This window comes from Rhizobium aouanii (genome assembly GCF_037002925.1).
Taxonomy (GTDB): domain Bacteria; phylum Pseudomonadota; class Alphaproteobacteria; order Rhizobiales; family Rhizobiaceae; genus Rhizobium; species Rhizobium aouanii.
In genome coordinates, this window is record NZ_JBAMYD010000006.1 from 153,794 (window position 1) to 177,022 (window position 23,229).

The following is a 23,229-nucleotide window of genomic DNA, read 5'->3' on the forward strand; positions in this document are numbered from 1 at the left end:
GACAATGCTTATACTGTGGTATCGTCTTATCAGAGCACCTTAGGGGACGGTAGCCATTCGCGCTCACGGTGGGAGGGGAAACGGACTTGCTTATTCCTCAGCGAGGTCGGGCGGCGATGGCTAGTATCCGCGTCCTCATCACATTGGCCAGCGTACTCTTTGCATTCGCTGTGTCACCACGCTTGGCGATGGCAGCAGGCAATAATCCCTTCGACCTTGTCCTGCCTTTTGGACATACCAATGTGCTGCAGGCGGCCACCATTAGCGGTGACGGCAAGTGGCTATTCACCGCCGATGTCCAGGGAACGGTCGCCTTCTGGCGGGTCGACCTCGACGGCAAGTCGGTGGCCCGCCTGAAAATGCCGGAAGGCAAGGTCGGCGGGCTTGCAACCAACCGCGACGGGTCGCTGGTCGTGGTCGTCGTCGGCACCAAGGATGGCGACAAGCGTACTAGCTCCGCCAAGGTGCTGAGCACGGACACCTTCACCGAGGTCAACCACGTCACCTATAATGAAAAGGCGATCCTCACGGCTGCGATTTCGGATGACGGCAAAAAACTGGCCACGGCCGAGGATCCCTTCCGCATCGTTGTAACCGATCTCCTAACGGGAGGGGCTGTGAATACCGGCGCGCTGTCTGGCCGGCCTGGCGACCTGAGGTTTATTGACGGGGACAAAGCCCTGGCGGAGTCCGAGGAAGGCGTTGGGATCCTTGTCCGGCGCATCAGCGACCTTGCGCCGATCCGCCCGCCGATACCCATGCCGCAAATGCAGGCTCCCGTTACCGCATTCGATCCGATCGCCAACCTATCTTATGTCTTCCAATTTACAGCGGCAAAGCCATCCTACCAAGCTTTCTCGCCCGATTTTGCGACGACCGACGGAGTAAAAGTGCCGATTCCCGTCGTACGTCCGACCACGATTGCCACAAGCCCAGACGGCAAAATTATCGCATTTGGCGGCTTTGGCACGATCAGGTTGCTCACCAAAGACGGCGCCCGCCCCGGCGCGCCGATCAGCAATGGCCTTGGGCCATTCGGCGACCACGACACCCTGTTATTGTCGTTCGTCGGCCCATCTAGGATTCTCTCGGTCAATGAAGACGGGACAATCGCAATCTTTGACACGCATGACGGCTCGCTGAAGAAGCAGATCAATCCGCTGCCGGGCTTGGACCAGGTCCGCGGCGCTTTCTTCACGGCTGGCGGACGATCGCTGGTGATGGTACGCAGGCCGCCCGACGATTTTTCTGCCCCAAATAGAATTACCGCACTCAATCTCATCACCTCACGGCTCATCCGGTTGCCGGGCTATCTCGCCATCCCGCTGCCAGCTACCGATGGCCTCGTCACGTTTGCGACCGACAAGACAGGCGACGAAGAGACCCAGCGAATCCGCCTCTTCGCCGCGGGCGCGCCGGAACCAACATGGTCCCATGAGCTTCCCGGATACCGCATTGCCAAAGCGGCGTTTGATCCTTCGGGCAGCCACCTGCTGCTAGCCGACCGGTACGGGAAGCTGGACCTCTACGACTGGCCGTCCATGGCCCATCGCCAATCGTTCGACGGACACCAAAACCTGCCGACTTGCCTCAAATTCTCTCCTGCCGGCGATCGCTTCCTGGTCTGCGATGACGACTGGGTCAGCGTCTACAAGATCGAGACGTCGGCGCCATTGTGGACATCGACGGACTTTTGGGCGCCTCGGGACGGCGTATTTTCGATCGGTTGCGGTTGCCTGGTTCTTGGCGCCCGAGGCGGCCTTTACCAGGTAGACTGGTCGACCGGCGCCAATCTGAAGATACTCGCGCAAGTCGACGATCCACTCGTCGTGCCGAGCGCCCTGTCGATCTATGCGGTGTTCCAGGATGAGGCCGGCAACATTCTTGCTAGCGGCGAGTACGGCAGCCTGGTCAGTTTGAAGTTGAAGGGCGTATCCTTCGAGGCCTTCCATGGCGATAGGGCCGAGCTTGAGGCGATCACGCAACTGGGCGCCGCAGGCGCCGGTGGCCTAGTTGTCGGCACCGGGCTTGGGTTGACGCTGTTTTCGTCCGTAGACTTCTCGCAGGTTGCCCGGCTGTTTCTGTTCTCTGACGATCGGTGGCTCGCAGTCGCCAATGATGGGCGCTTCGACACCAACGATTTCTCGCTCGTACGGGACATCGTCTGGTCTTTTCCCGAACAGCGGCGATCGCCACTCCCCGTAGAACGGCTGGCGCAACCGGCCTTCGTTCCGCATCTGCTCTTCGATATCGTCGACGGCAAGCCATCAACCCCGATCCCGCTCGATACGCTCCAGGCAACACAACCGACCGTCACCCTTGATGTACGCCTAGCCGACCGGCACAGTGCGCGAGCGACGCTCACCGTCACCGGACCCATCGAACCCGCCACCGGCGCGCCCGAACCGGTCGAGGATATCAAGCTTTTTTTGGACGGCCGACTCGTTCAACGCTTGGCTCCTAGTCTGCTTGATAAGAACGATGAGGTTACCGTGATGGTAGCGCTGCCGACAGCGCCGATAGGGGCGATACTTGCATTCAAGGCCTATGCATTCAGCAAGGCGGGAATCAAGAGCAGTGACGCGACGCAAGAGTTGACGCTTGAGGAGGGCGTCGGGCCTTCTCATCCGCCGCGATTGTGGCTTGTTACGATCGGCGTCGGCGCCAATGGCGCCATCGGCTTCGAGCTCTCCTATCCGCCGCGCCAGGCGCTCGACATGCAAGAGACTCTGCAGGATCTCTTCCGCCAGAGCGGGTCGCTTCAGACTGTGTTACTGCCGCTGATCTCTGCCCACGACAAATACGGGCTGATCGGTCTTTCGCCTTCCTCGACACTTCCAACGCGCGATAACATCTTGGCCGTTCTTGCAGGTCTTGCCGGCGCGGCCACCCCGCCCCCGACTCTCGTTGCCTGGCCGCACGACGAGACCGGTCGTGCCCTGTCTGCGGATCCCGACGATATCATCGTAATCTACTATATGGGCCATGGTCAAAATACCGATGGCCGTTTTTCTATCACTCCCTATTCTAATGGCCCGGCGGCGACTTTGATTTCCGAAGCCGAAATCGCCGACGCCCTCGAGCTGATACAGGCGCGCGCGCAGATCCTCATCCTGGATACCTGCTATTCGTCGAGCGTCGGTAAGAATCCAGGGTTTAAGCCCGGCCCTTTTTCGAGCCCCGGCTTGTCGCAGGTCCTGTTCGATAAATCGATTCTCGTGGTCGCCGCGGCCGCGGCCCAGGACGAGGCACAGAGCATCGGCGAAACGCCGCTGACGGCGGCCATGAAAAGCAGGATGCCTGCAAACGCCGATGGTGAGCAGACCACGCTCAATGATTTCTTCAACTACGTCGAGGATCGGGGAGCAATAATTGCGACCGCGCGAAGCGGGAAGACGGGCAGTGTGGTCAGCGCCCCCGCCTTCTTACGGCTCTCGCGCTCGATCATGCTTGAAGCGACAAAAATCCTGATCACCAACCAGTAGGAGAACGCCTTGCACCGGGTCAGCCTTTTGCTCTTTTCAACCGTGCTTTGCGCCACCGCAGTTCAAGCGGAGGAGCTCGAACTCTCAGGCGTGCCCTTCAACCTGCAGGCAGGTAACGAGGTCTTAGCAACAGCCAAGGAGGTCAGCCTATCGCTGGTTACGCTGTTGCCCGCAAACGGAGAACGAACGCCGAAAGCGTGGCGAGATGGACTAAAGCAGCTTATGGACCAGCAGGACATCGTGTTCGACGGAGATTCTGTTGAACTTGCGTTCCGCCTCAACAGCGTGACGTCGTTCCAGGGTCTCGCCGGAATTGAGAAGCCGGTTAGCCTGGTTGTCAAACGCGACGGCGATCTATCCGGCAAGCTGAGCATATTGCTCGACACCGAGCTCAAGAGAACGGTCATGAAGGGCCTCGCTGAGGTTCGAAGCGGGGTCAAGGCTTTTTCAGAGATCGGCAACTCCCCACCGGAACTGGCGGATCAATTGCCCCAAATCGCCGCCACTTATGGTGCCTACATGGACGTCATTTCACAGGCAACTAAGCCACTCTCGATCCTTCTCCTGCAGCAGCTCGACTCTGAAACAACCTTCCTCGACGGGGCGCTCTCCAAACTGCAGGCCGGCGACAAGCTCGACGACCTGCAGCTTTCGGCCATCAAGACGATCGCCTCGGACAACGTCGCCCGGCTCGGCGTTCTGGCCGAGCCCCTGGGCGCGGATCGCGACCAGGCGAAGGGCAACAACGGCTCTTTCAGGATGGAGGTGTCGCTATGGTCATACGACAAGGGAAAGAAAACGCAAAAGGACGGATACCGCGTTCGCTATCACCCCGTCGCTAGAACCATCTTTGACGATTTTCCAACGTTCACGACGCCCGCCACCGCGTTTGTCCCTGAGGCCTCCCTGTGCATCGTCGCCGTGGACCCAAAGACCGGACGCAATGTCAGCGATACATTCTTTGGCAGCATGGAAAGCCTTGCCCTCGATCCCGAGCACAAGGTCGATCTGACCTTCACGACCAAACCCGCGAGTAATTCAAGATGCGAAAAATAATTACGAGAGGTGTCGAAGTCATCTTGGCAATCTTTGCCCTGTTCGGCGGCTTCATCACCAACATCTCTCCCCCGGAACACTCGGTATCGACCGGCTTTGCGAGCATCATCGCACTCATCCTGTTCCTACTCATCGTCTTCACCCGCGCCGGCCAGAAGCTCACGGACGGCGTGCGCAGGCGATGGCTGCAGGTGGCGGTCTCCTGCGGTGTTGCCGCTTTCGTTCTCCTACTAATCTATCTGCCGATGAAAGACGCACTGGCATTCACTATGCCATCATCTGGCCAGGAATTCATTGGTGGTTTCTGGCTCTCCGCCGATGCGATAGCCGCCGCACAGAAGCAGCAGGTGACCGATCCGGCCGATATTCTCGGCCTATTCGGGCCTTCTTCGCTGCTGCAGGTTTGGCCGCCTGCGTCGCACTGGCTTGCCGTCGTCTCGCTCTATTTTCTCTATGTTCTTAGCGTCTGCGCGGTCCTGGGCGCCATCTTCGCCCTCAGCGAGGGCATTGGGGATACGACTGCGGGTGAGATACCTGCGGCGTGAAACTATACGCCCAGCAGGTCTCCAAGCTTTTCCGTAACCGGGCGCAGGGGATCAACGAGCCCTAGGTCATAGATCATTGTCGTTTCAAGATTCCCCTTGTGATCGACATAGTGGGATATGGCTTCGTGGGAGACGCCCTGCCCCGCCAGCATCAGTGAAATCGCGATCCGCTTGAGATCATACAGTTGAAAATAATCCGGCACGTCTGGTAACGCCTTGAAGCGTGCCAGCCCCTTGCGGAAGTTATCGCGCGGCTGCGCCGGGTCAGCGTGCGATGGGAACACCAGTTCGCTTTCTGGCCAACGCGACTGCTGCGCCCTTACCATGTCGGCCACGCGGCTATGAATCGGCACCGTGCGATAGGCATACTCATAGGCGGCGCGCGAAAGCTTGATCCCCTTGGTATTGTGTTTGTGCCAAACCAGTTTCTCGAGGTCGAAGTGCTTGAACTTGGCCGTAGCTAAGTCGCTCGGCCGCGCCATCGTCAGGAACAAGATGCCCATCAGGTTGCACAATTCCAGCATCTGGTCGTTGGCAGTCTGCGCCGCCGCCTTGGCAAGCGCGGCGTTCCGCTTCTGAAAACCAGTCAGGTCCTCGATCTCCGGCACCGCTTCCAAGACCGGATAGAAGATGTAGGACGCAATTTGGCGTATCTGCTCGGTGGAATAGTCGCGGCGTTTCCGGACGACCTTCCGGAGGCGGATCGGATCGCAAGGATTGCGCATATCCACGAGCTGCATGCGTATCGCCCAGTTGAACAAGGCCAAAATATGACGCAAGCCGCTGTTATACATGTAGGGTGAGACGAACTGCTTTTGATACCGCTCGATATCCAACGGCTTGATGGACGACAGGGGCCGATCGCTAAACATCGTCCCGAAATCGGCATATCCCTTTCGAGTATTGTGGCCGCGCCGAGTGGTACGCTGCGGGGTACGTCTCAGCCATTTCGCCACGAACAGCGCAAAGGATTTTCTGTGGCCTTCGCTAAGTTCGCTCATATGGCTTTCCCAATAGCGATCTATGGCCTCACGGACCGTCAGGAGATGCGTGCGGCGGGAATCGGCCTGGTCAAAATCCGGGTTCTCTCCTGCCTCAAGTTGCCGTTCACGTTGGCCGACCACCAGTCGCGCCGATGCCACGTTGAGGACGATGGTGGACCCGAGTGCCTTGCGATAGCGCTTGCCGTTAAATTGGTAGGAATGGACAAACGACTTATTCCCCAGCGCTGTCACCCGCAGGCCTAGCCCCGACACCGAGCCATTGCGAATATGACCGTCCTCTCCCCTCGGGTAGTCCCAATAGATTTCCTGGTCTTTTTCTCCGGGGCACCTCGTGCTAAAAACAAAAGTATCAGTCAAATATAACTTCGGCATTCCATGTAAATTTCATGTAACGAATTTATATCAAATGTTACATGACGAGTGAAGTAATGATGATGATCAACATCGAAAAATGATTATTTTATATCATCTTACATTATTTCGACACATTCGAAATAATGCCATTTTGCGGCTCTTAATCAATTGGTCGTGGGTTCGAATCCCTCCCGACCCACCATTAGTTTCAAATACTTACAGTATATCTGCTGGAAAAAACTATCTTATGTAAATTTGATGTAACGGAACTATTTCGGCTCCAAAAAAGGGTGTGCGTTCGAATCGCGTCGAGTGGGCCCAACTTTTTCAGAGCTTTATTCCACCGCTGAAAGATGCTCAAGCAGCGCCGTCAGGAGTTCTTCTTCACTCAGTTTCGCTTCCGACGCCCAACGCATTGCGGCTTCGGCGGGATTGCCGAGGCTGCTTAGATCAGGCTGACCATTGATATGTGGCAGCTCGCTGAGTTTCTTAACGAGAAGCTCAGTCACCCTATCCTGATTTTTCCTTGCAAATGCCTCAAGGTCCTTCGCAGCTCGCTGCTTTCCCCTTCGGCGCAACGTCGCCGCCAAACGCTTTTCGAGCCTTTCGAACCGTGATCGCGCTATGCCAGCTCTCTGGTCCAGGAAATCAGTCGTGTCGCTCTTCGTAAGCGTTACCTGCGGGCTGAGATGCAGTAGGAACGCGGGAACGTTGTCAATGAACGGGTCGACGATTTCGAGTTGACGGTCGGGTGTGAATTCCAGCCATTCCCGGATGACAGTGTTGATATGAAGATCGCCGAGCCCATACCCGATGCAGATAAGGTTCGTCACAAAATTGAGATGCGCCCGAAAATGCTTCAGCATGCTTTTGGGCAGAACCTGCTGGCTCCGCGCGCCAAATTTGAACGCGCCCGACAGGAGACTCCGTCGGAGAAACTGCATTTCTCCCATACTGTCGGTATAGGCGATTTCGTTTGTAGCCTTGACCCTGCCATTGGGAGCGCCCGGGAGTAGGTAGAATAGCTCCTCATTTGCAGCACGCAGCGCATCGATATAGCCGTAGGTGCTTGAGCCTTCCGGCAGAAATTTCAACAGGTCTTTACCATCATTGAAGGTGAAAACATCAAGCGCGCCATGAATCTTCATCAAATAGATGCCCGGCTGCAATGGATTTGGATAAGACATGGCTTTGTTGTCGAGCTGGTCCCAGGTCAGCGTTTCTGCCCTCAGCTCTCCAATCGCTCGTCCTGTTTGGTCGCGTCTCGGCAGACGTATAGTGGAAGAACCAAAACCAGTGTGGAGGGGAATCGAGAGTCGAGCAGCAATCGTTTCGATCATAACGTCGTGGTTTAGGGAGAACACCCATAGCGGCGTCGAGTCATTCATCAGCGCGCCGATGCCGTCGAAGAGGGGAAGATGCGTATCGAGAAAGGCACGGTTGTTGATCTGCCGATAATACAGCAGATAGTAGACCATCTCGATTAGCCACGAATAGAGACCATGATACTCGTTGCCTCGCGCACCTACGTGATTATGGCGCATGAACTGCGTTTCCAGATGGCCGAGCAGCGCCTCGTAGTGCATATCCGGCCGCACCAGCACCGAGATGAAGTCTTCAATCACGGCATCGGAAAATGCGGCGCCCTGGGAACGCCAACCCATGGCAAATTCCCGCAGCTTTTCGGGGGTAAGCCAGATCTTTAGTTCGTTCGTAAGTTCCCAAACAAGCGGCATCCCGGCTTCGTATGAAGCACCAGCGCCAAGAAATAATCCTGTGATCGGTTTCATTTGCACTTTATAGTCGAATTTTTTCTGGCCCGCGAGGTTGACGATGGATGCGGTCGCCACGTTGCCCATTTGCTTGGGTTTCGGACTGCCTTTCAACTACATTCGTCAACGGAGTGAGACGTGCGCGATCAAGACGTAAGCAGGCTGCTCGGCCGCGATGCACAGCGAAAGCAAGAGCGAAAACAAGCGATCCTGGACGCGTTGGCCGCCGGCGCCATTCCTGTTTCTGGTGAGATCCGTGACGCCATTGCGAACCTGTTTATCACCGACGCGCTTGAGGTACTGCGCTTCCATCCGGGGTTTGATCTCGAAGACAAGATCCGCTCAATCCGTACGACGTTGCAGCTTTTTGATCAGGCAGCCGCGGATCTGACTGAGGCTCTTGCTGCGTTTGACACATTCAGCCGACGGCCTGAATTTTCGTACCGTTCCCACCGCGCGGAGCATGAGGCGATTGAGAGGCGGATCAGGAAAGAGGTCTTCGCGTTTTCCGAACTTGCCCATAGTTTGCAGGATCATTGCCGCCGCATCAGATCACGGTGGGAAAACCCGTCGATCGCACAGCGCATTCCGTTGTGCTTCCGGGAGGATGGACTGCATGACTTCATATGCGGCCTGCGCACAGCCCTTCATCACAAGCTGATGGTTGACGCAGACTGGGAAATCCGAGGTTCTGGCCCGGAGGCGACCTCGCACTACCTATTTAAACGCAGCGAACTAATGGACACCGATGCTGACTGGAACAGCTCAGCACGGCGGTACCTTGCAAGCGCCGGCGATGTGATCGATGTCGGCACGGTGGCGTCCCTCTACCATAGGCGGGTGCATGACTTTTACGACCACCTGCTCGGTGAAGCGGATACAGACCCGCCACCGGCAGTCGCCGACTATCGCCATTGCTGGACCTTTCATCGACAACGCAGCGCCAGGATGACCTGGAACTTACTAATTAACGAGTTCCTTAAGCGGAACATCGATCCATACGCGTATCTTGAACGTTATCTTACGCCCCATGAGCTTGAAGCGGTCCGACTGTTGCCGCAAAGTTCACGCGAACAGGTAGACTTCATCGTTAGGGCCGCCGATGAGTTTTCAGCCTGCGATGATAATTTGAGAGCGGCGATCTACCGGCTGTTTCGCGTGCCTGCCGAGACTATCGCCTAAAGACCGGGTTCAAAAATTGGCAGCACAAACACGGGGCTTCGTGCGCCAGTGTTTGCAGAGTTAGTTGGAAATGGGCCACCAATAGGTCGAGCCGTAGACAGGGATATTGCCGTGCTGCGTCCAAGTGAAACGCTTCCACATATCCTGTTTGGGATTGCCTCCGAATTTCGCCTCATCAGCGAGATTCGTGTATGCGTATTCTGTGAGCCATGTCCTCTCGGCCAACTTAATTTCCGTCAGTTTTGCAGCATAGTTTGCCGCGCGGCCGACCCAAACGATATCGTTGTCACCGCGGACACCAGTGCGCGCTGCGCACACTGTGCTTGTGTCGATACCCACCACTTGGCTGACCGCGAAGGTATTCCCGGAATATTGCTTAGTGAGTGCTGGGTTAATGATGCTCTGGACTGCCCAGTTAATTTTTAGGCCGCAGATCGCCGCATTGGTGGTCTGCCTGTTTCCGATAAACACGCCCATGACGCGATCCCCGTCATATGAGGTGATTACCCCGTTCCCCTCGCGAATGATCTTGCCGGCGCAAAAAAGGAAGGACTTATAGATCTCGGCGGCTTTTTGCCAACCTAGCGTATCGACCATATTGGTGGAGCCGGTCAGATCCGCGTAGAGCACCGTGGCGCGATCGAATTGCACGGCGTCATTGGATAGCTTCAGGTCAGTCGGAGAGGGCACAACCTGGCCGTCACGCGTTGACCATTGCTCACGGAACGTCTGCGTCGCATGGTCTTGAAGATCCTTTAACAGGCCCATGAACTACCCATTGTTCGGCCCCATGAGTTTGAAATGGTCGCGCAGCCGGTTGCAGGCAGGCGCCAGAAGAGCGGCCATGTCTTTCCCAGGTTCAAACCGATAGGGAACGGTGGTGATCCCGGCCATGTCACTAGGCAATTTCACCTTTTCATCACGTGGCTCCATCAGAATGGCGCGACGGCGGCCAAGACGGCCCATAAACAGCCCAAGCTCCAGGATCACATTGTCGCGCGGCGACGGCCAGTCCTGCCCCCTGTAGGCGGTGACGTCATCGGCGTGCGCGATCGCAATGGCAAAATCGGAATCATCGACGGCTGCCTCCAAAGCTTCCATCGTATAATTGGCGACGCGAAACACCCCGTCGGTCCAGACTGTGCAGGTGAACGGGTCGTGTTCAAACGCATCCTGAACGGTCCGCGCAATCGGAAGTCCTTCGACTGAGGAAATGATGAAGACGCGGATCTTGTCTCGATGGACGCCCACCAGTTTGTTGCGTTCCAGAAGGCGCCGGGATAGCTCTTGGGCAATTGCCCGATAAAGCTGCGGATGGCGACTTGCGATATCAGCGAACTGCGGTTCGGTGAGCTTCGCAACCACAATTGAAGTCTGGGCGACAACCGTGGCGGAGCGTTTCTGTGTCGGCTGGATGGCCGCCATTTCCCCGACACTTTCGCCCGGACCGCGCACGGCGACGCGATGCCCGTTGACAACGATCTGCACCGTGCCGGCCAGGATAAAGTAGATATCGTTGGTATCGCTCTCCTGCTGCATCAGCTCGGCACCTGCAGCATATTCCTCGATAGTGCAGTGATCGGCCACTTCCTCGACAAGTGGCCCGTTGCCCAGCATCATCTTCTGCGCGGCAAGCGCCTCGAGGCGCAGACGGCGACCGGCATCGCCCTCGAACCGTTCTCTCATGAAATTTCTGATCCCCCTAAGTCAGAATCTAATTCAACCCACGGATGATGACAACCATATTGCCCGACCTGCAATGACTCTGCTGTGCATATCTGCCGACATACCACCTCATATGCAGGCTATTGGGCGACGTGTCCCGCCTGCACCTGTAGCCGACGCTCGGTCGGGGGAGAGAAATCAACAGAACATTCCAGACTCGCGCCAAGGCCCGTATGTTGTCTTCAATCATCGCTTGCAGTCCATCGTGACGAGCGGTCATATCAGCGCCGCACGGCAGTTCTTGTAAGGGGAAGAGATGAGAATCACGCGACGGCTATTCATCGTACCTTTGGCAAACAATAACCATGGAAAATCGACCATGATCAGGGCGCTCGTTGCGCTTGGAATCAGTACGGAAATGAAACTCCACCGCAAGGGTGCGCGTGAGATGTATAGCCCATGGGCCAATCGGATGATTGATGCCTATGTTTTTGGGAGGTCTTATCAGGAGCGGGAAAGAGGCCAACGTGGGTCGGTTGAAGCTGCGCTCGATGCTAATGATCCTGACTGGAGAACGCGCGAGCTGATTATCATGCCGAGCCACGTCGCTTCGGTGGATCACCCTGACATTCTGGATATGATTGATCTGGCCCATTCGGCGGGATTCGATGTTGTAGCGGCATCAGTTATCTTCAGTTGGGACGGCGGCGACAATCGCGCGGATTTCCCGAATATATGGCGTATGCCCTGGGATGAACGATGGACCATCCCTAATCCATGGACGGAGGACAATCTGCAGGACCAGTTGGAAATGTTGGGCCGTGAACTCTGGACGCGGATTTGCAAAAAGCAGACCCCATGAGCCAAAACTCAACTTTGTTAAGTTGAGGAGCCGAACATTCCGACCTGGTTCCGGCGCGATGGCAGCCATCGATGCCGCAGGCATTGTCGAATCCTACAATTGACCGGGAGCTAACACTTTTGCGAGTAGCGATCTGGCCGGAATGCTGGTCATCTCCGGCGCAGCAGCCACGCGCACTCTCGGAAACATTTGGAGGCAAGACATGTCCCACGGCGAGTCCTTCACCTTTTACACCTACGCACGCGTCGATGACGCTCGTGACGATCGCTGGGCCTATACCGGGATTCCAGACGAGTTCTTTGATAGCGAGGGCGCCGCGCGCGAGGCGCTTCGTCAATTGCGCAGAGACGTAGAGAGCGATCCCAACGATCTTTGGGTGCCGATGCAGTTGGAGAAGATCGAAACCCTCCCCATCTCGAAAGAGAGCATCTTCGCCTTGCTGAACGAAGGCGTAGGCGCGTTCGTGAAGCGCTACGAGATTATCGACGTCATTAAGTGAGATTCCACCCTGAGCGGGTGGGAGGGGAGCGCGAGGGGAAGCGGCCACGGGGCTCCCCTCGCCCTGGCGTGGTCGGATCGACCTTGGCCGGGGCAAGGCATCCCGCGCCATACCGGCCAAAGGAAAAGCCCGGAGACGAGTCCGGGCCTTCTGGTCGTATCGGTCAACGGGCTATGCCGAGGCTTCGGGCAGAGCTTCCTGCCCCTTGGTACGCATCGGAAGTGGAAGCCATCCCTTGCCCGCAAGCTGCGTCTCCGCTTCGGCCACCGCCTCGGCCTTCGCGACCTTCTCGATGGCGCGCACCACCTGCGCTGAACATCCCGCCTCGTCCAGCACCTCGGCAATACCCGCCTTGCTCAGGCGGTTGAGGAACGTCGCATCCGCCGTCCAGTGCTGCCGCATGTCGAGGCTGACAGCCACGGCGACCTGCTCGGCATTGTCCAGCCGACTGCGGCTCTGGTCATTCTTGATCTTGACGCCGTTGAGGTTGGCGGCGGTGACGTACGCCAGCAGTTCGAGGAGCTTATCCGTGGGCTGCTCAAGCAACCATGTCCACAGGTCGGCGGGTTGGCCGGGAAGAGTGTCGCCCCACGCTTCCTTCATCGCCTGCCATGCCGCAAGAGGGCGAGCCTCGCCCGGCTCCTTGATGGAAGGGGCAAGCTCACGGCGCTGGCGGCTCACTTCCACCGCCGCATCGAAGGTCGTGTAGCCGCTCTGGAAGATGCGGCCCACCAGCGGATAGAGCAACGCGGCAAGGGCCACCGTAGGACGGTTGGCAAGCTCCACCCGCAGCGCAGCGGTGCGGATAGCGGTCAGTTCCTCCACCAGCGCGGCGGAATACCCTGCCTCCGGCTCCGGCGCGGACGACGCAGGAGCCTCACCTCCGCTTTCGTCCTCCTGTTCCCTGGCATCCGCCCGCCGCAGGTGTTCCAGCGCCTCGCGGTCCTCGGTCTTCACATAGCCCCTGCCCGCCTGCGCCGCGCCGAACTGGTCGAGATAGACGATGCACCCGGCCAGCGCCTGCTCCTGCGGGTCATAGGTTTTGGAGCCGTTGCGGATAGCGTTGATGTGCCGCTCGATCTCGACCAGCCGCGCCTCGTCGGCCTCGATGGCGGGATCACCGTCGTCGTAGGCTTCCAAGTGCGCCTGCTCCTCGTTAAAGCTCTCCCCTAACGCGGACAACTCGGCCTGCTCGTCCTCCGCCAGTTCGCGGGTCTGCGGGTAAATCCGTCCGTAACCGCCGCCGTAGCCCACCGATGCGTCAAGAGAGGTTTCCAGCCACGCCCACCCCTCGATTTTGAGGGGTTCCGCTGCCTGTTCCAAAGCTTCTATAACAAGCCGCGTCAGCAACGGCTGGTCGGTCAGGAAGGTGCCGCTGTCCTCGTTGAACAGGTCGCGGACAATCCCGCCGCCTGCGGCCTCATAGGCTTCCAATCCGACGAACCGGACCAGCCGGTCGGTGCTGCGCACGTGCTCGCGGGTCAGCATGGCACGCAGGCTGCGCGGGTCGCGGTTGTAAGAAGGAGCCTCGAACCACACCCGCTCCTGTTCCTCGTGGCTGTCGCTGATGGCGAGGGCACGGGCCTGCTCGATGCTCATGGCATCCTCGCGCAGCACGTCCAGCACCTTCGGGGCAAGCCCTGCCAGCTTCAACCGCTGGCGCACGGTGATGACCGACTGGCCGAACCGCGCGGCGATGTTCTCCGGCGCCATGCCGTTCCCGGCAAGCTCGCGGTAGGCGAGGATTTCGTCAACGACGTGCATGGCCTCGCGCTGAACGTTCTCCGCCAACGAGAGTTCCGTGGCATCGTCCGCCTGACGCAGGGTGCAGGGAATGGGCGCATCCTCCGCCAGCCGCCCCTCCTTGGCCAGCAAACGCAGCGCACCGAGGCGGCGGGAGCCCGCCATCACCTCGTATTTGCCCTTCTTGGCCTTGCGAATGGTGAGCTTGTGGATAAGGCCATGCGCCTCGATGCTGTCGGCCAGTTCCGACAGACCCGCTGCTGTATTCACGCGGCGTACGTTGCCAGCGCTCGGCACCAGCCGGTTGAGCGCAATGCTCTCATCTTCGTGCTGGATGCTGATGATGGTTGGGGCCACGGCGGTTTCCGTGGCCGTTGTCATGGTGTTCATAGGTCTTCTTCCTTCCTTTTGATTGTCTTCGTCGAACACAGGGCAGAACCGCGTTCTGCTTCCCGGGGCCGCGCGAGCGGTGGGGTTGGAAGGGGACAACAGTCTTCGCGGGGAACCGGCTGCACGGAACGCAGCGCAAGCGCAGTGAAGGAAGCTGGGCGGAAGACCTGTTTGGGGAGGAGAAGGGGCAACGCCCCTCGGTCCCCGTAAAACAAACAAAGCGGCGCGAACCGCGACTCCTTTGTTGATTTTACGGTGAATAGGGTTTCCGCCGCCGCTGGACGGATTCCGGCGGCAAAGATTCGATCGTACGTCCTGGCGCGGCTGCGGCGTGCCCTGCCTCCCGGACAAGACGCAACACGTCGCGGGTGTTGCACGCCTCGAACTCGGAATCGCCGAGGCGAACCCGGGCACGCTGCGCGGCTAGCCAATCCTTGTAACATCGGCCGGCGATGAACGTGACCGCCGCTATAGCGCCCGGCCATCCTCCCATTCCGATGAGTTCTTTCAATATCTCTATGCCGTTCATGAGACGAACCGTGACCTGTCGTTGACGTCTCAGGCTAACCCGCTCCAGGGACAGTTAAATGCGAAAATGGCCAGATAATCGGCTCGCTTCGAGCCCTGCGTAAATGAGGGCGGTGAGCAGATGCTCACGGCTTTTTTTCAAAGGAAAACCAGCGATATGAAATGTACGGTAGAGGTAAGACCTGAAACTGGAAACGATTTTTCTACCTTGGACCGCATTCGACGGATTGCGGATCATTATGGTAGACCGGGCATCGAATCAAAAAAGGGGCAGACCAACAACCGCGTGCGTGCAACCGGTGTTGCGCGCTTTCGTTGGGCAACCCGTTCCCAAGCAAAGATCTTCCAACGTCGTGTCGAGAAGGAATTTGGTAGCCACGTGACGACGCGCCGCTTGGTAAGACGGAAATCCAAAAAATAAGGTGCCGGAGAAAGGTCCGACCAAGCGCTTCTACCATCGCTTTTTGTGATCAAGGATGTTGGCGGAAAAGAAGCGAGAATGGAATCCGCCTGCAGGGCGGGTTCCAAACCAAACAATGAAGAGTATCGGAGAAATCAGCATAGCGGCGGCCGTGAGGCGGGATTTCGGGAATCTCGTCACGCTAAGGGCGGACCAAGGGCAGCCGCAGGAGCCTCAGCATAGCGGCCGACAGGGAGGCGGGACCGACTGCCCCCGCACGTGCGTTCCGATCTCTCATTTTCCCAATCCATCGGAGACGTGGATCAACGTGATTGCGTTAAGCGATCCGGCGCCTCGGTCTTCGCACCAGCGCAGGAATTTAATGGACACCTCGCGAGGAAACGTCGTGTGTTCACGTTGCGGATCTGTGCGGTGAAGAATTCAGGAAAGCGCAGCGGAACTCTCTGCGGTCAATTTTCACCAGATCAGAAGCCCCGATCTTTATCAGGTGCGTCATGGCGAGGATTTTTTACAATATACTAAGGCGATGTAAGGCGGCAGGTTGCTAAGAGGATTTTGAAGGTTTGGCCCATCGACCGGCGTCACGCTCTCCAAGCCGGCATATCCCTTTTGCGAGCGCACATACTCATCATGGCCTACAATATTAAATGCAGGAAGATTTCTCACGGTAATAGCGGTTAAAGCCTGTCCGCCCGGTTTTCGAAATTCTCTCGGGCCTAGGTCCACACCGCTAGCGTCTCGCACGAACTCGCCCGGTATTTGACCGATCTTATTGCTTTCGACCGCACCAATGACAAACCGACCCCAACCTTCTTTATAATCATCCCAGCCTGTTGGGCAGCCGTCAGCTCTATCGAAGGCAACCACTGCGCCGCGCGGTACTGCTCCTATCAGATTGGATGGGCCGCCTGCAGCATACCAGCCCCAGAGCCAACTGGCGCCTATACCAATAAGTCCAATTACACCTGCGGCCAAGTATTTCGCCACACCTCCCTTTAGCTCATCAAAAAACCGAACGGACAAACGCCTATTTTTGGTTTCGACGTCAGGTGTTACCGGCTGCGACATTTCTTCCCCTGTATGAGATTAAGGAGGCGCCACAAACATTTGCCCTGCCCCTTGTCAACAACGCTCATTTCGGCAGTCAGACGGATCTAAGTTATCATCGTAATAGCACACGATGCGCGTACCGCTGTCCTCACAGGGGCCAACCCAGGCAACATCCCCCGGCCGAGCGAATTTGGGAGAAACTTGAGTCCAACGTTGTTTTTCCCGGCGGCTCAAATCAGAGATCCGAAAGCCTTCGACTTTCATATACCCCTGCTGATTTGCCTCGTGGACGGTACGCGGAATAACTGACTGCGGTCCCTTCGCCATGATCGCTCTCTCCTTATAGACTGATGCGCCGACCTATGGCGCAGTCGTTAAAGCATTCTGGAATGCAGATCGCAGCAAAGCATTTTGATGGGCTGCTTCGAGCTGCTGAGAGGGTGTGTCGGGCTTGCCTGGCGCCGTTGGTCCAAGCGAAACCACGATATCATTCGTCCGTGCCCGCGAAGCGGAAAACAGCGACAGCGTGCCTGGAGGATTGGTGTCAATGCGTCTCAAATCAAAAGACGGAGTGAGATCGCCCGACACGGTGACCACAAACTGCACTTCATTTGAGAACGTTTTTGGCGGCTTAACGGCGACGTTGCCCGGTATGAAATGCGGAAACGCTAAATCATCAATCATGTCGTCAAAGCCAAGATCACCATTGACGAGGATTATCCCCGTTTCCTTGCATATTATCGGACGGTTAGGATTTGCCTGCCGTTCCTTCAGAAAGTCGGCAAAGGGAAGCGTGAAATCAATCTTCGCGATCCGCGTGGCTTCGCTCGAAGAACTGATGCCAGTGCTCAAAACCAACTGCGATACCTTGCCGAGCTGATCAGTGTACTCCAAGCTCGGAGCGACCGTGCCCGTTTCCTTAACGGTGAGGGTGAGAGATAGTTCGGCAGCCCAGGTATCCAGCCAAGCCAATCTCCGGACGCCGTCTCCCTGTTGCTTCGCATTCTTCAAATCAAATTCACGCGCGCGGAAGAAGGCTTCCCGTACCTCGCATTTCACGTGATTTACAAGCTTATTGATGAAAAAGGCCGTCGCATGCGGCTCGTTCGAAAGAACCATTTTCGGCACGGTCGTACCGCAGCTCGAAAGCGTGAAGGCGAAACCACAAATGAGACTGATACAATACCGACCCATATCTCAATCCTTAAATACATATTAACAGTCGATTAGCATGGGTTGCATGCATTTACCATTGCAATCACGCAACACTTGCCAGCAACCTTAACTTTACTTTGGAAAAGTCGTCCTTCAGCAAGGCATAAAGCAATTGTTCATTGCCCACGCGCTAAGAGGAGCCGTCTGAAGTAAACTTGTGGAGAATAGAATTGGCCGACGTTGACTACGAGCGGGAGATCGCGAACGCCTTTAACAGCGGAAATGACAGGTACTGGATCCACGGTTTCCAGTATCCGCAGATGAGACGGATCTGTGAACTGCTGCAAACCGATTTTCCTGGGGCCCAACTTCATGAATATAGCGATCTGGACGTTTGCGTTTTCTGCCGCTTTCCGCACTATGTCGACATAACGGCCATGGAGCAGATAGCTCATCAGCGCGTGAAACTAGTCTCACAAGGTCGCACGCGCAATCTGCCGGCTTGAAGCGTTATTCTCCGAGTGCCATTCCAATTGCGTTCAGCGTTCCTTGCCTTGCCTTGCGGGGAAGCCGTGCGCTGCCCAAAGGCTCGGCGTTATCACAAGTTAGCTTCCGCTCCAATTCGCTCGATTCGAGCGACCTTAGCCATTTCGACGCGGACGTCCGCGTTAGAACTGGTGTCCTGAACGCATCTCATAAGAGCGCGAACATCCTTGCGGACGTCACGCATCTTCTAGTTCCGGCGGCAGGATGCGCACCAGATCGCCATGTATCTCGATTTGGTATATTGCTGATAAGAGAGCGATCTGAGTTCCAACAAAAGCGCGCAATTCGCCAAGAGCAGTGAAAAACGCTGCTGGATGAGTCCCGCGTCTCAGCCCACCATAGTGCTCATCCCGATCAAAATGCGGATCACGTCGCCGATCCATGATGTCGTCGAATGTGGGGTATGGTTCGTCGAGAAAGCGCCGGCAAGCAGCGCCGATGGCCCGAACGTGCGCCACACCGGGCGCCTTCTTGCTGAGGATACCCACCGCCGTTGTGCACTCGGCGCGGATCATGTGAATGGACGAAACCACGTGGTCCTCAACCTCGGCCGGAAGAGGATTGAACAATGCACGGCGGTCTTCCAACAAAGCGAGAAATTTGCGGATCGCGTCACGGTCGGAAGCCGGGGGAGTCCATTGAATACCAAAGGCGGGTGTCGAAAAACCGGTAATCCGCTTTAGCATTTCTTGAACTCGGATCAACATCATCAGTGAACCTCCCCTTCCTTCAAGCCATCATGTTGCTAAATTGCTTTCGCGCTGGGCTATCCCCCAAAATGGTTCGACCGCAGGCGGTCCGAATATAGGCGGCGCCGATACGATGCCCCGAAGGAGGCCGAACGTCACCCGCTCCGAACATGAACGAGATTGCCTCACGCGGCTCTAAACGGCAGGGCAAGGATCGCCCATCGCTGGTTCGATATCCCGTAATGACCGTTCGCCGCTTCTTGGCCGTTCGAAATCCAATTTCGCAGAGGGTCAACGGAAACGCGCTGAGATTGACAGCTTCAATGGAAAACCCGAATGGCGTTCCGTCCTGCTCAAGTAGGAACGCCGGGGTGACCCGCATGCGCATCTGGCGCTGACTCATAGTGTTCCAAGTGTTCATCACCCCGAGCACCGTACCAACGGCACCGAGTCCGATTGGGACCAACTCTTTCCAAATATCAGCCATACATCTCTCCTATTTGAATAGGCACGACACCACCTGTGATAGAATTTCCAATAGATGACCATCTACCGCGGCAAATATACACGGCTTTATTTCAATGGCTGGAGCATCGTAGATCGAGAGGTCAAGTCCCGACACCTCTAGCCTAAGGCCGCACCCGCAGAATCGTACTTTCGCTCACGCCGTAGGACCGCGCGATCCGCGCATACGGTTCGCCCTTGGCCTTCCGTTCCATCACCTGAGCCCTTTGACGGGGACTCAGCTTGGGCTTACGTCCAAACTTGACCCCTCGCGCCTTCGCCATCGCCCGACCATTGGAGGTGTTTTCCAGGATCCTCAGACGCTGCACGCGAGCCACCCAGCCGCGGAAGTAGGCGATCACGTCGGCAAAATCGAATGTCGTATCGATGTACGGCTCATCAAGCAGCCGAAGCTGGGCACCAGCACTTTCGACTTCACGGAGGATAAGCACGAGGTCGAGGGGATCACGGGCGACGCGATCCGACACTGTCGCCAGAAGCGTATCACCCGGTTGGAGGCTTGCTAATAGCCGCAGGAATTCCGGCCTGCTTTTCGTGTCTTTGCCGCTCTTCTTTTCACGGACGATGTGGTCGCATCCTGCTTTGCGGAGCCTGTCGAGCTGATAACCAGGATCCTGCTTTTTCGTGGAAACACGGGCATAGCCGTATATCATCGCTGTACCCTGTCAAGCGAACTCACCAGGTTGAGATAAAGGAACATATTAGCATACTTGAATTAGTTCATGTTATTTGAAATTGCGGGCCGTCATAAATCACGACTTTTGCAAGTGCGGTGGATTCACATTCTGTTACGGGATTTATATTTCAGCAATACCTAACGTAGTTGATTTTATTCTTACAAGGACGAGGCCTCGCGCATGGTCGTATGGCCGTCAAAAGTCGTGATTTTTGATATCCAGAATTCGCCGGGGCGAGACGTAATAACCCATGAGGCGCGGGATACCGCCGCCGCATAGCGTCTGCCTTTCCTCATGCATTGACGGGCAGATTTGCGATGAAAATGACCAATGTCACGCTCCTGATGCTATGCGCAATCGCCAGCTACAGCGACGAGCCAGCCAGAGCGCAAGACGCAGAACCGCAGACCTTCTATCCTTCAGACCTTGGCTTCAGGCCACCGAAGACGGCCCCTCAAAATCTAGGGGCGCATGTCGTGCATAAGGGAATGACCACCGGCGATATTGAGAAGGTTCTGGCCAAGGGCGGTTCCAAGGTCGCCATCAGCAGCGAAAAGACCGGGGGCTTTACCGGTCAGGTGAAAGGCGTTCCCTATACCGTCTCGGTACCGGTGCAGAAGGATGTCCTCACGGTCAAAGACACCTCCCGCAATTCCCATTCCGGCGAAGGCGTATCCGCCGATACGGACACACAGGAGATTTCGGCGACGGTCTGGGATACGAACTTTCTCGAACGCGTCGAATTCAGGGCGACTTGGAGCGACCGGCACCATCTGGGCGTTCCTATGAGCGCCGTGGCCCAACACATCAATGACGACTACGGTCAACCCCTCGTCACTCCTTCCAACGGCCTGAACCTCACCTATTGCTTCGACGAGAGCGGCAAGCAGGTGATGTCGGGAGACTGCGGCGGCAACAATACCATTTTGGTCGAAATCAGCGGCCAGAAATGCGTCGACCCCAAGACCGCTACCAGCCTGACGGAGTCGGGTTCGCCCATGTACGCTGGATTGATCTGTGAACTGACCATCTCTTACGTCGATCACCGGGTAAGCAATGCTTTCGGTTCGCAACTGAGCAAGCTGGTCTATCAGAAATTCATCGCGCTTCACGGCGAGCCTGATCCCCGCTAACGGCGCGTCCCCGCCCTTCCGCACTCACCAATCGCTCAAGCAATCTGGAGCCTATCTATGCCCAAAGTCCGTGCCGCCATCATCGGCTCAGTAGCCTTGCTATCGTCTTGCTCGTTTTCCGGCCCTTCGGAGACGGACGTTGAAACAGCATTGGGCATTCAAATCCACGACAACCAGTGCGTGGCGGCCGAAGGCAAGCCCGGCTACATGTGTACGTTCCTGACCGATGGCAATAACTGGTCGATCACGCGCCGCCTGATCAAGACCGAGAGCGGTTGGCAGCCCGTGGCCGGGAATTGACCGGTCAACCTACCTGACGCAGTCCGTCTTCCATCGTATTCTTCGAGAGGCCTTATGACATATCGACTTCCCCTTATACTCGGGCTGCTGATTTTTGCAGGATGTTCCGATCAGTCCTCAAAGGCGGCAGACGGACCAACCGCCGAACAGGCGGTTGCCTATATGGTCTTCGGTCTCGAAGAAGGGACCGTCGTGCCTGTTGGTCTGGAGGGAGATCCCCCGGCGTTTCACCAAACGTCCGCCGAGCCGTTGACGTACGTGGCGGAAAAGGACCCGGCTAAGGTGACCATCACGATTACCCGGCAGGATGATTGCAACTACGCCATCAACTTTGCAGCAAGGGATAATTTCAAATTTTCCCTTGATTTCGGCAAGCTGACATCCGTCGCCATCATCGAGCAGGATTTGGGTATGGGGGCGCCCAAACACGGCACGACCCTCACGGGGGCCCGCATGACCTGCAACGTTGAGGAACAAGGCTTTTGCGAGATGTTCCAAAAAACCTCGTCCTGGCCGTTCCGATTGGAAGACAACGACCCCGGCCGCCTGCCGGGAATGGTGAAGTGCTTCCAAACCAACTTCTGCAAGGGCCAGCCGAGCTGACGGGATGAACATGCATCGCACGTTTCTGATGGTCGGGTTGCTGGTCGGCTGGCCCGCCGCCACGCAGGCGCAGGAAGAGGCGCCGTCGCCGATCCACCCGCAGACCTTCAAGCTCAATCCGGCCGACGGGTGTTATCGCTATAGCGGGGATGCCGTGGAGTTCGTCGGCCGCTTCAAGGCGGGGAGCTACCTCGGAATCACCATGAACACCCTCGACGCCAACGGGCTACCCTCCCCTCCGGACAAGGAGGAACGTGTCCCTGCCATGGACGCCCCGGAATGCCGGACCGAGGCATCGGGGTTCTGGTTCGGGCCACTTCCTCAGTCGAAGGACTACCTCATTACGTTCATCCCGCGGGCGGCGTTCGGGAGTTCCGCCGTGGTCACCCTCTGCGGCCGCACCACACCGCCTCGTTGCTCGGAACGTCAGTATTCGTCGGCGCGCATCACGGTCAGAACCCTGCAGGTGACGGCAGGATCGGCCGGATCCGGCGAACCGTACTTCTTGTCGCGATCGTAATAGTCGATCTTCCAGAAATAGCGGGCGCCGTTGTGCGCGAAGCTACCGAAGACATGTTCGCCGTGCGGATCCTTGTCGGTGCTGAAGTCGTCAAACGTCCGGACCTGACGCAGGACCTCACGGAGATCGTCGCCCGGAAGGTCGGCGACGCTGCGGGTGAGAACCATCTCGCCGCGGGGCGGGAACGTGAACGCACCCAGTTGATCGTTCAGCAGGCGGATGCGAAGGGTGGACGCGCTCATCGCGCGTCTCCCTTCGACGTGTCATCCTTCTTCGGTTTGCGGACGACCAGCCGTCCATTGAGCGGCAGGCAGTTGAGGCTGATGGTGAAGCCGTCGCCGTCGTCGTGCTAAGCGCCGCCGATCTTGGTCCAGAAGGCTTTCTTGCCCTCACCCTCGATGTGGAAGACCTCGTGAGAGGGTCGTTTGCTTTCGGTAGTCATTGGGGATTCTCCCGTTGGTTACCCGGCTCGCCCATTGCGGCCGGTCGGGATCTCAAAGCGGCGTGAAGCCCGAGGCGCGGCAC

23 protein-coding genes are annotated in these 23,229 nt (G+C 57.2%); 12 read left to right on the plus strand and 11 right to left on the minus strand.

The window, feature by feature from the left end; all coding sequences use genetic code 11:
- Positions 1-86 precede the first annotated feature (86 nt).
- Genes V8P77_RS12725 through V8P77_RS12735 form a run of 3 tightly spaced genes read left to right on the plus strand, consistent with a single transcriptional unit; the run spans position 87 to position 5,086 of the window.
- Positions 87-3,485 carry a WD40 repeat domain-containing protein gene (locus V8P77_RS12725; RefSeq protein WP_264441017.1) on the plus strand — a complete coding sequence of 1,133 codons (3,399 nt, stop codon included), beginning with the start codon at positions 87-89 and terminating at the stop codon, positions 3,483-3,485.
- Positions 3,486-3,494: 9 nt separating this feature from the next.
- Complete coding sequence (locus V8P77_RS12730; RefSeq protein WP_264396631.1) at positions 3,495-4,541, plus strand: hypothetical protein; 1,047 nt, start codon at positions 3,495-3,497, stop codon at positions 4,539-4,541.
- 23 nt (positions 4,542-4,564) lie between these two features.
- Positions 4,565-5,086 carry a hypothetical protein gene (locus tag V8P77_RS12735; RefSeq protein WP_264396630.1) on the plus strand — a complete coding sequence of 174 codons (522 nt, stop codon included), beginning with the start codon at positions 4,565-4,567 and terminating at the stop codon, positions 5,084-5,086.
- A gap of 2 nt (positions 5,087-5,088) precedes the next feature.
- Here the strand turns inward: V8P77_RS12735 and V8P77_RS12740 are convergent, their stop codons facing one another.
- Positions 5,089-6,447: a tyrosine-type recombinase/integrase gene (locus tag V8P77_RS12740; RefSeq protein WP_264396629.1), complete on the minus strand. Its 1,359-nt coding sequence runs from the start codon at positions 6,445-6,447 to the stop codon at positions 5,089-5,091.
- 332 nt (positions 6,448-6,779) lie between these two features.
- Entirely contained in the window at positions 6,780-8,303 is a 1,524-nt protein-coding gene (locus V8P77_RS12745; RefSeq protein ID WP_264396628.1) for a hypothetical protein, read from the minus strand.
- Positions 8,304-8,354: 51 nt separating this feature from the next.
- Here V8P77_RS12745 and V8P77_RS12750 point away from each other — a divergent pair, with 51 nt between their 5' ends.
- Positions 8,355-9,398, plus strand: a complete 1,044-nt coding sequence (locus V8P77_RS12750) for a hypothetical protein (RefSeq protein WP_264396627.1) — start codon at positions 8,355-8,357, stop codon at positions 9,396-9,398.
- A 60-nt stretch (positions 9,399-9,458) separates the two neighbouring features.
- Here V8P77_RS12750 and V8P77_RS12755 read toward each other — a convergent pair whose 3' ends face one another.
- Positions 9,459-10,166: an adenylate/guanylate cyclase domain-containing protein gene (locus tag V8P77_RS12755; RefSeq protein ID WP_264396626.1), complete on the minus strand. Its 708-nt coding sequence runs from the start codon at positions 10,164-10,166 to the stop codon at positions 9,459-9,461.
- Between the two features lie 3 nt (positions 10,167-10,169).
- Positions 10,170-11,015, minus strand: coding sequence for a TIR domain-containing protein (locus tag V8P77_RS12760; RefSeq protein WP_264422401.1), 846 nt, complete (start codon positions 11,013-11,015; stop codon positions 10,170-10,172).
- A gap of 427 nt (positions 11,016-11,442) precedes the next feature.
- Between V8P77_RS12760 and V8P77_RS12765 the strand changes: the two genes are divergently transcribed.
- Together V8P77_RS12765 and V8P77_RS12770 are read left to right on the plus strand one after the other, a co-directional pair.
- Positions 11,443-11,925, plus strand: coding sequence for a hypothetical protein (locus V8P77_RS12765; RefSeq protein ID WP_264396624.1), 483 nt, complete (start codon positions 11,443-11,445; stop codon positions 11,923-11,925).
- Positions 11,926-12,127: 202 nt separating this feature from the next.
- Complete coding sequence (locus V8P77_RS12770; RefSeq protein ID WP_264396623.1) at positions 12,128-12,424, plus strand: hypothetical protein; 297 nt, start codon at positions 12,128-12,130, stop codon at positions 12,422-12,424.
- A gap of 171 nt (positions 12,425-12,595) precedes the next feature.
- Here the strand turns inward: V8P77_RS12770 and V8P77_RS12775 are convergent, their stop codons facing one another.
- Complete coding sequence (locus tag V8P77_RS12775; protein WP_264396622.1) at positions 12,596-14,557, minus strand: ParB/RepB/Spo0J family partition protein; 1,962 nt, start codon at positions 14,555-14,557, stop codon at positions 12,596-12,598.
- Positions 14,558-15,206: 649 nt separating this feature from the next.
- On the opposite strand from V8P77_RS12775, the gene V8P77_RS12780 reads away from it, so the two are divergent.
- A complete protein-coding gene (locus V8P77_RS12780) occupies positions 15,207-15,506 on the plus strand; it encodes a hypothetical protein (RefSeq protein ID WP_264396621.1) in 300 nt (99 codons plus the stop codon).
- Positions 15,507-15,998: 492 nt separating this feature from the next.
- On the opposite strand, the gene V8P77_RS12785 is transcribed toward V8P77_RS12780, so the two are convergent.
- Both V8P77_RS12785 and V8P77_RS12790 read right to left on the minus strand, forming a co-directional pair.
- A complete protein-coding gene (locus tag V8P77_RS12785; RefSeq protein WP_264396620.1) occupies positions 15,999-16,574 on the minus strand; it encodes a hypothetical protein in 576 nt (191 codons plus the stop codon).
- A 342-nt stretch (positions 16,575-16,916) separates the two neighbouring features.
- Entirely contained in the window at positions 16,917-17,750 is an 834-nt protein-coding gene (locus V8P77_RS12790) for a hypothetical protein (RefSeq protein ID WP_264396619.1), read from the minus strand.
- Between the two features lie 191 nt (positions 17,751-17,941).
- On the opposite strand from V8P77_RS12790, the gene V8P77_RS12795 reads away from it, so the two are divergent.
- Positions 17,942-18,217, plus strand: a complete 276-nt coding sequence (locus V8P77_RS12795) for a hypothetical protein (protein ID WP_264396618.1) — start codon at positions 17,942-17,944, stop codon at positions 18,215-18,217.
- Positions 18,218-18,433: 216 nt separating this feature from the next.
- Here the strand turns inward: V8P77_RS12795 and V8P77_RS12800 are convergent, their stop codons facing one another.
- The 3 genes from V8P77_RS12800 to V8P77_RS12810 form a co-directional block, all read right to left on the minus strand.
- Positions 18,434-18,967 carry a DUF6650 family protein gene (locus V8P77_RS12800; protein ID WP_264396617.1) on the minus strand — a complete coding sequence of 178 codons (534 nt, stop codon included), beginning with the start codon at positions 18,965-18,967 and terminating at the stop codon, positions 18,434-18,436.
- 19 nt (positions 18,968-18,986) lie between these two features.
- Positions 18,987-19,433 (minus strand): hypothetical protein, encoded by a 447-nt coding sequence (locus V8P77_RS12805; RefSeq protein ID WP_264396616.1) that lies wholly within the window; start codon positions 19,431-19,433, stop codon positions 18,987-18,989.
- A gap of 142 nt (positions 19,434-19,575) precedes the next feature.
- A complete protein-coding gene (locus V8P77_RS12810; RefSeq protein WP_264396615.1) occupies positions 19,576-20,124 on the minus strand; it encodes a recombinase family protein in 549 nt (182 codons plus the stop codon).
- Positions 20,125-20,465: 341 nt separating this feature from the next.
- Here V8P77_RS12810 and V8P77_RS12815 point away from each other — a divergent pair, with 341 nt between their 5' ends.
- Genes V8P77_RS12815 through V8P77_RS12830 form a run of 4 tightly spaced genes read left to right on the plus strand, consistent with a single transcriptional unit; the run spans position 20,466 to position 22,704 of the window.
- Positions 20,466-21,281 carry a hypothetical protein gene (locus V8P77_RS12815; RefSeq protein WP_264396614.1) on the plus strand — a complete coding sequence of 272 codons (816 nt, stop codon included), beginning with the start codon at positions 20,466-20,468 and terminating at the stop codon, positions 21,279-21,281.
- A 57-nt stretch (positions 21,282-21,338) separates the two neighbouring features.
- Positions 21,339-21,581, plus strand: a complete 243-nt coding sequence (locus tag V8P77_RS12820) for a hypothetical protein (protein ID WP_264396613.1) — start codon at positions 21,339-21,341, stop codon at positions 21,579-21,581.
- A 54-nt stretch (positions 21,582-21,635) separates the two neighbouring features.
- Positions 21,636-22,184, plus strand: a complete 549-nt coding sequence (locus tag V8P77_RS12825; protein WP_264396612.1) for a hypothetical protein — start codon at positions 21,636-21,638, stop codon at positions 22,182-22,184.
- Positions 22,185-22,188: 4 nt separating this feature from the next.
- The gene (locus V8P77_RS12830) at positions 22,189-22,704 is read left to right on the plus strand and encodes a hypothetical protein (protein ID WP_264396611.1); all 516 of its coding nucleotides are present in this window, start codon (positions 22,189-22,191) and stop codon (positions 22,702-22,704) included.
- Here the strand turns inward: V8P77_RS12830 and V8P77_RS12835 are convergent.
- Positions 22,611-22,946 (minus strand): DUF3768 domain-containing protein, encoded by a 336-nt coding sequence (locus V8P77_RS12835; protein ID WP_264396610.1) that lies wholly within the window; start codon positions 22,944-22,946, stop codon positions 22,611-22,613. The two genes, V8P77_RS12830 and V8P77_RS12835, sit on opposite strands and share 94 nt — an antisense overlap.
- Positions 22,947-23,229: the final 283 nt, after the last annotated feature.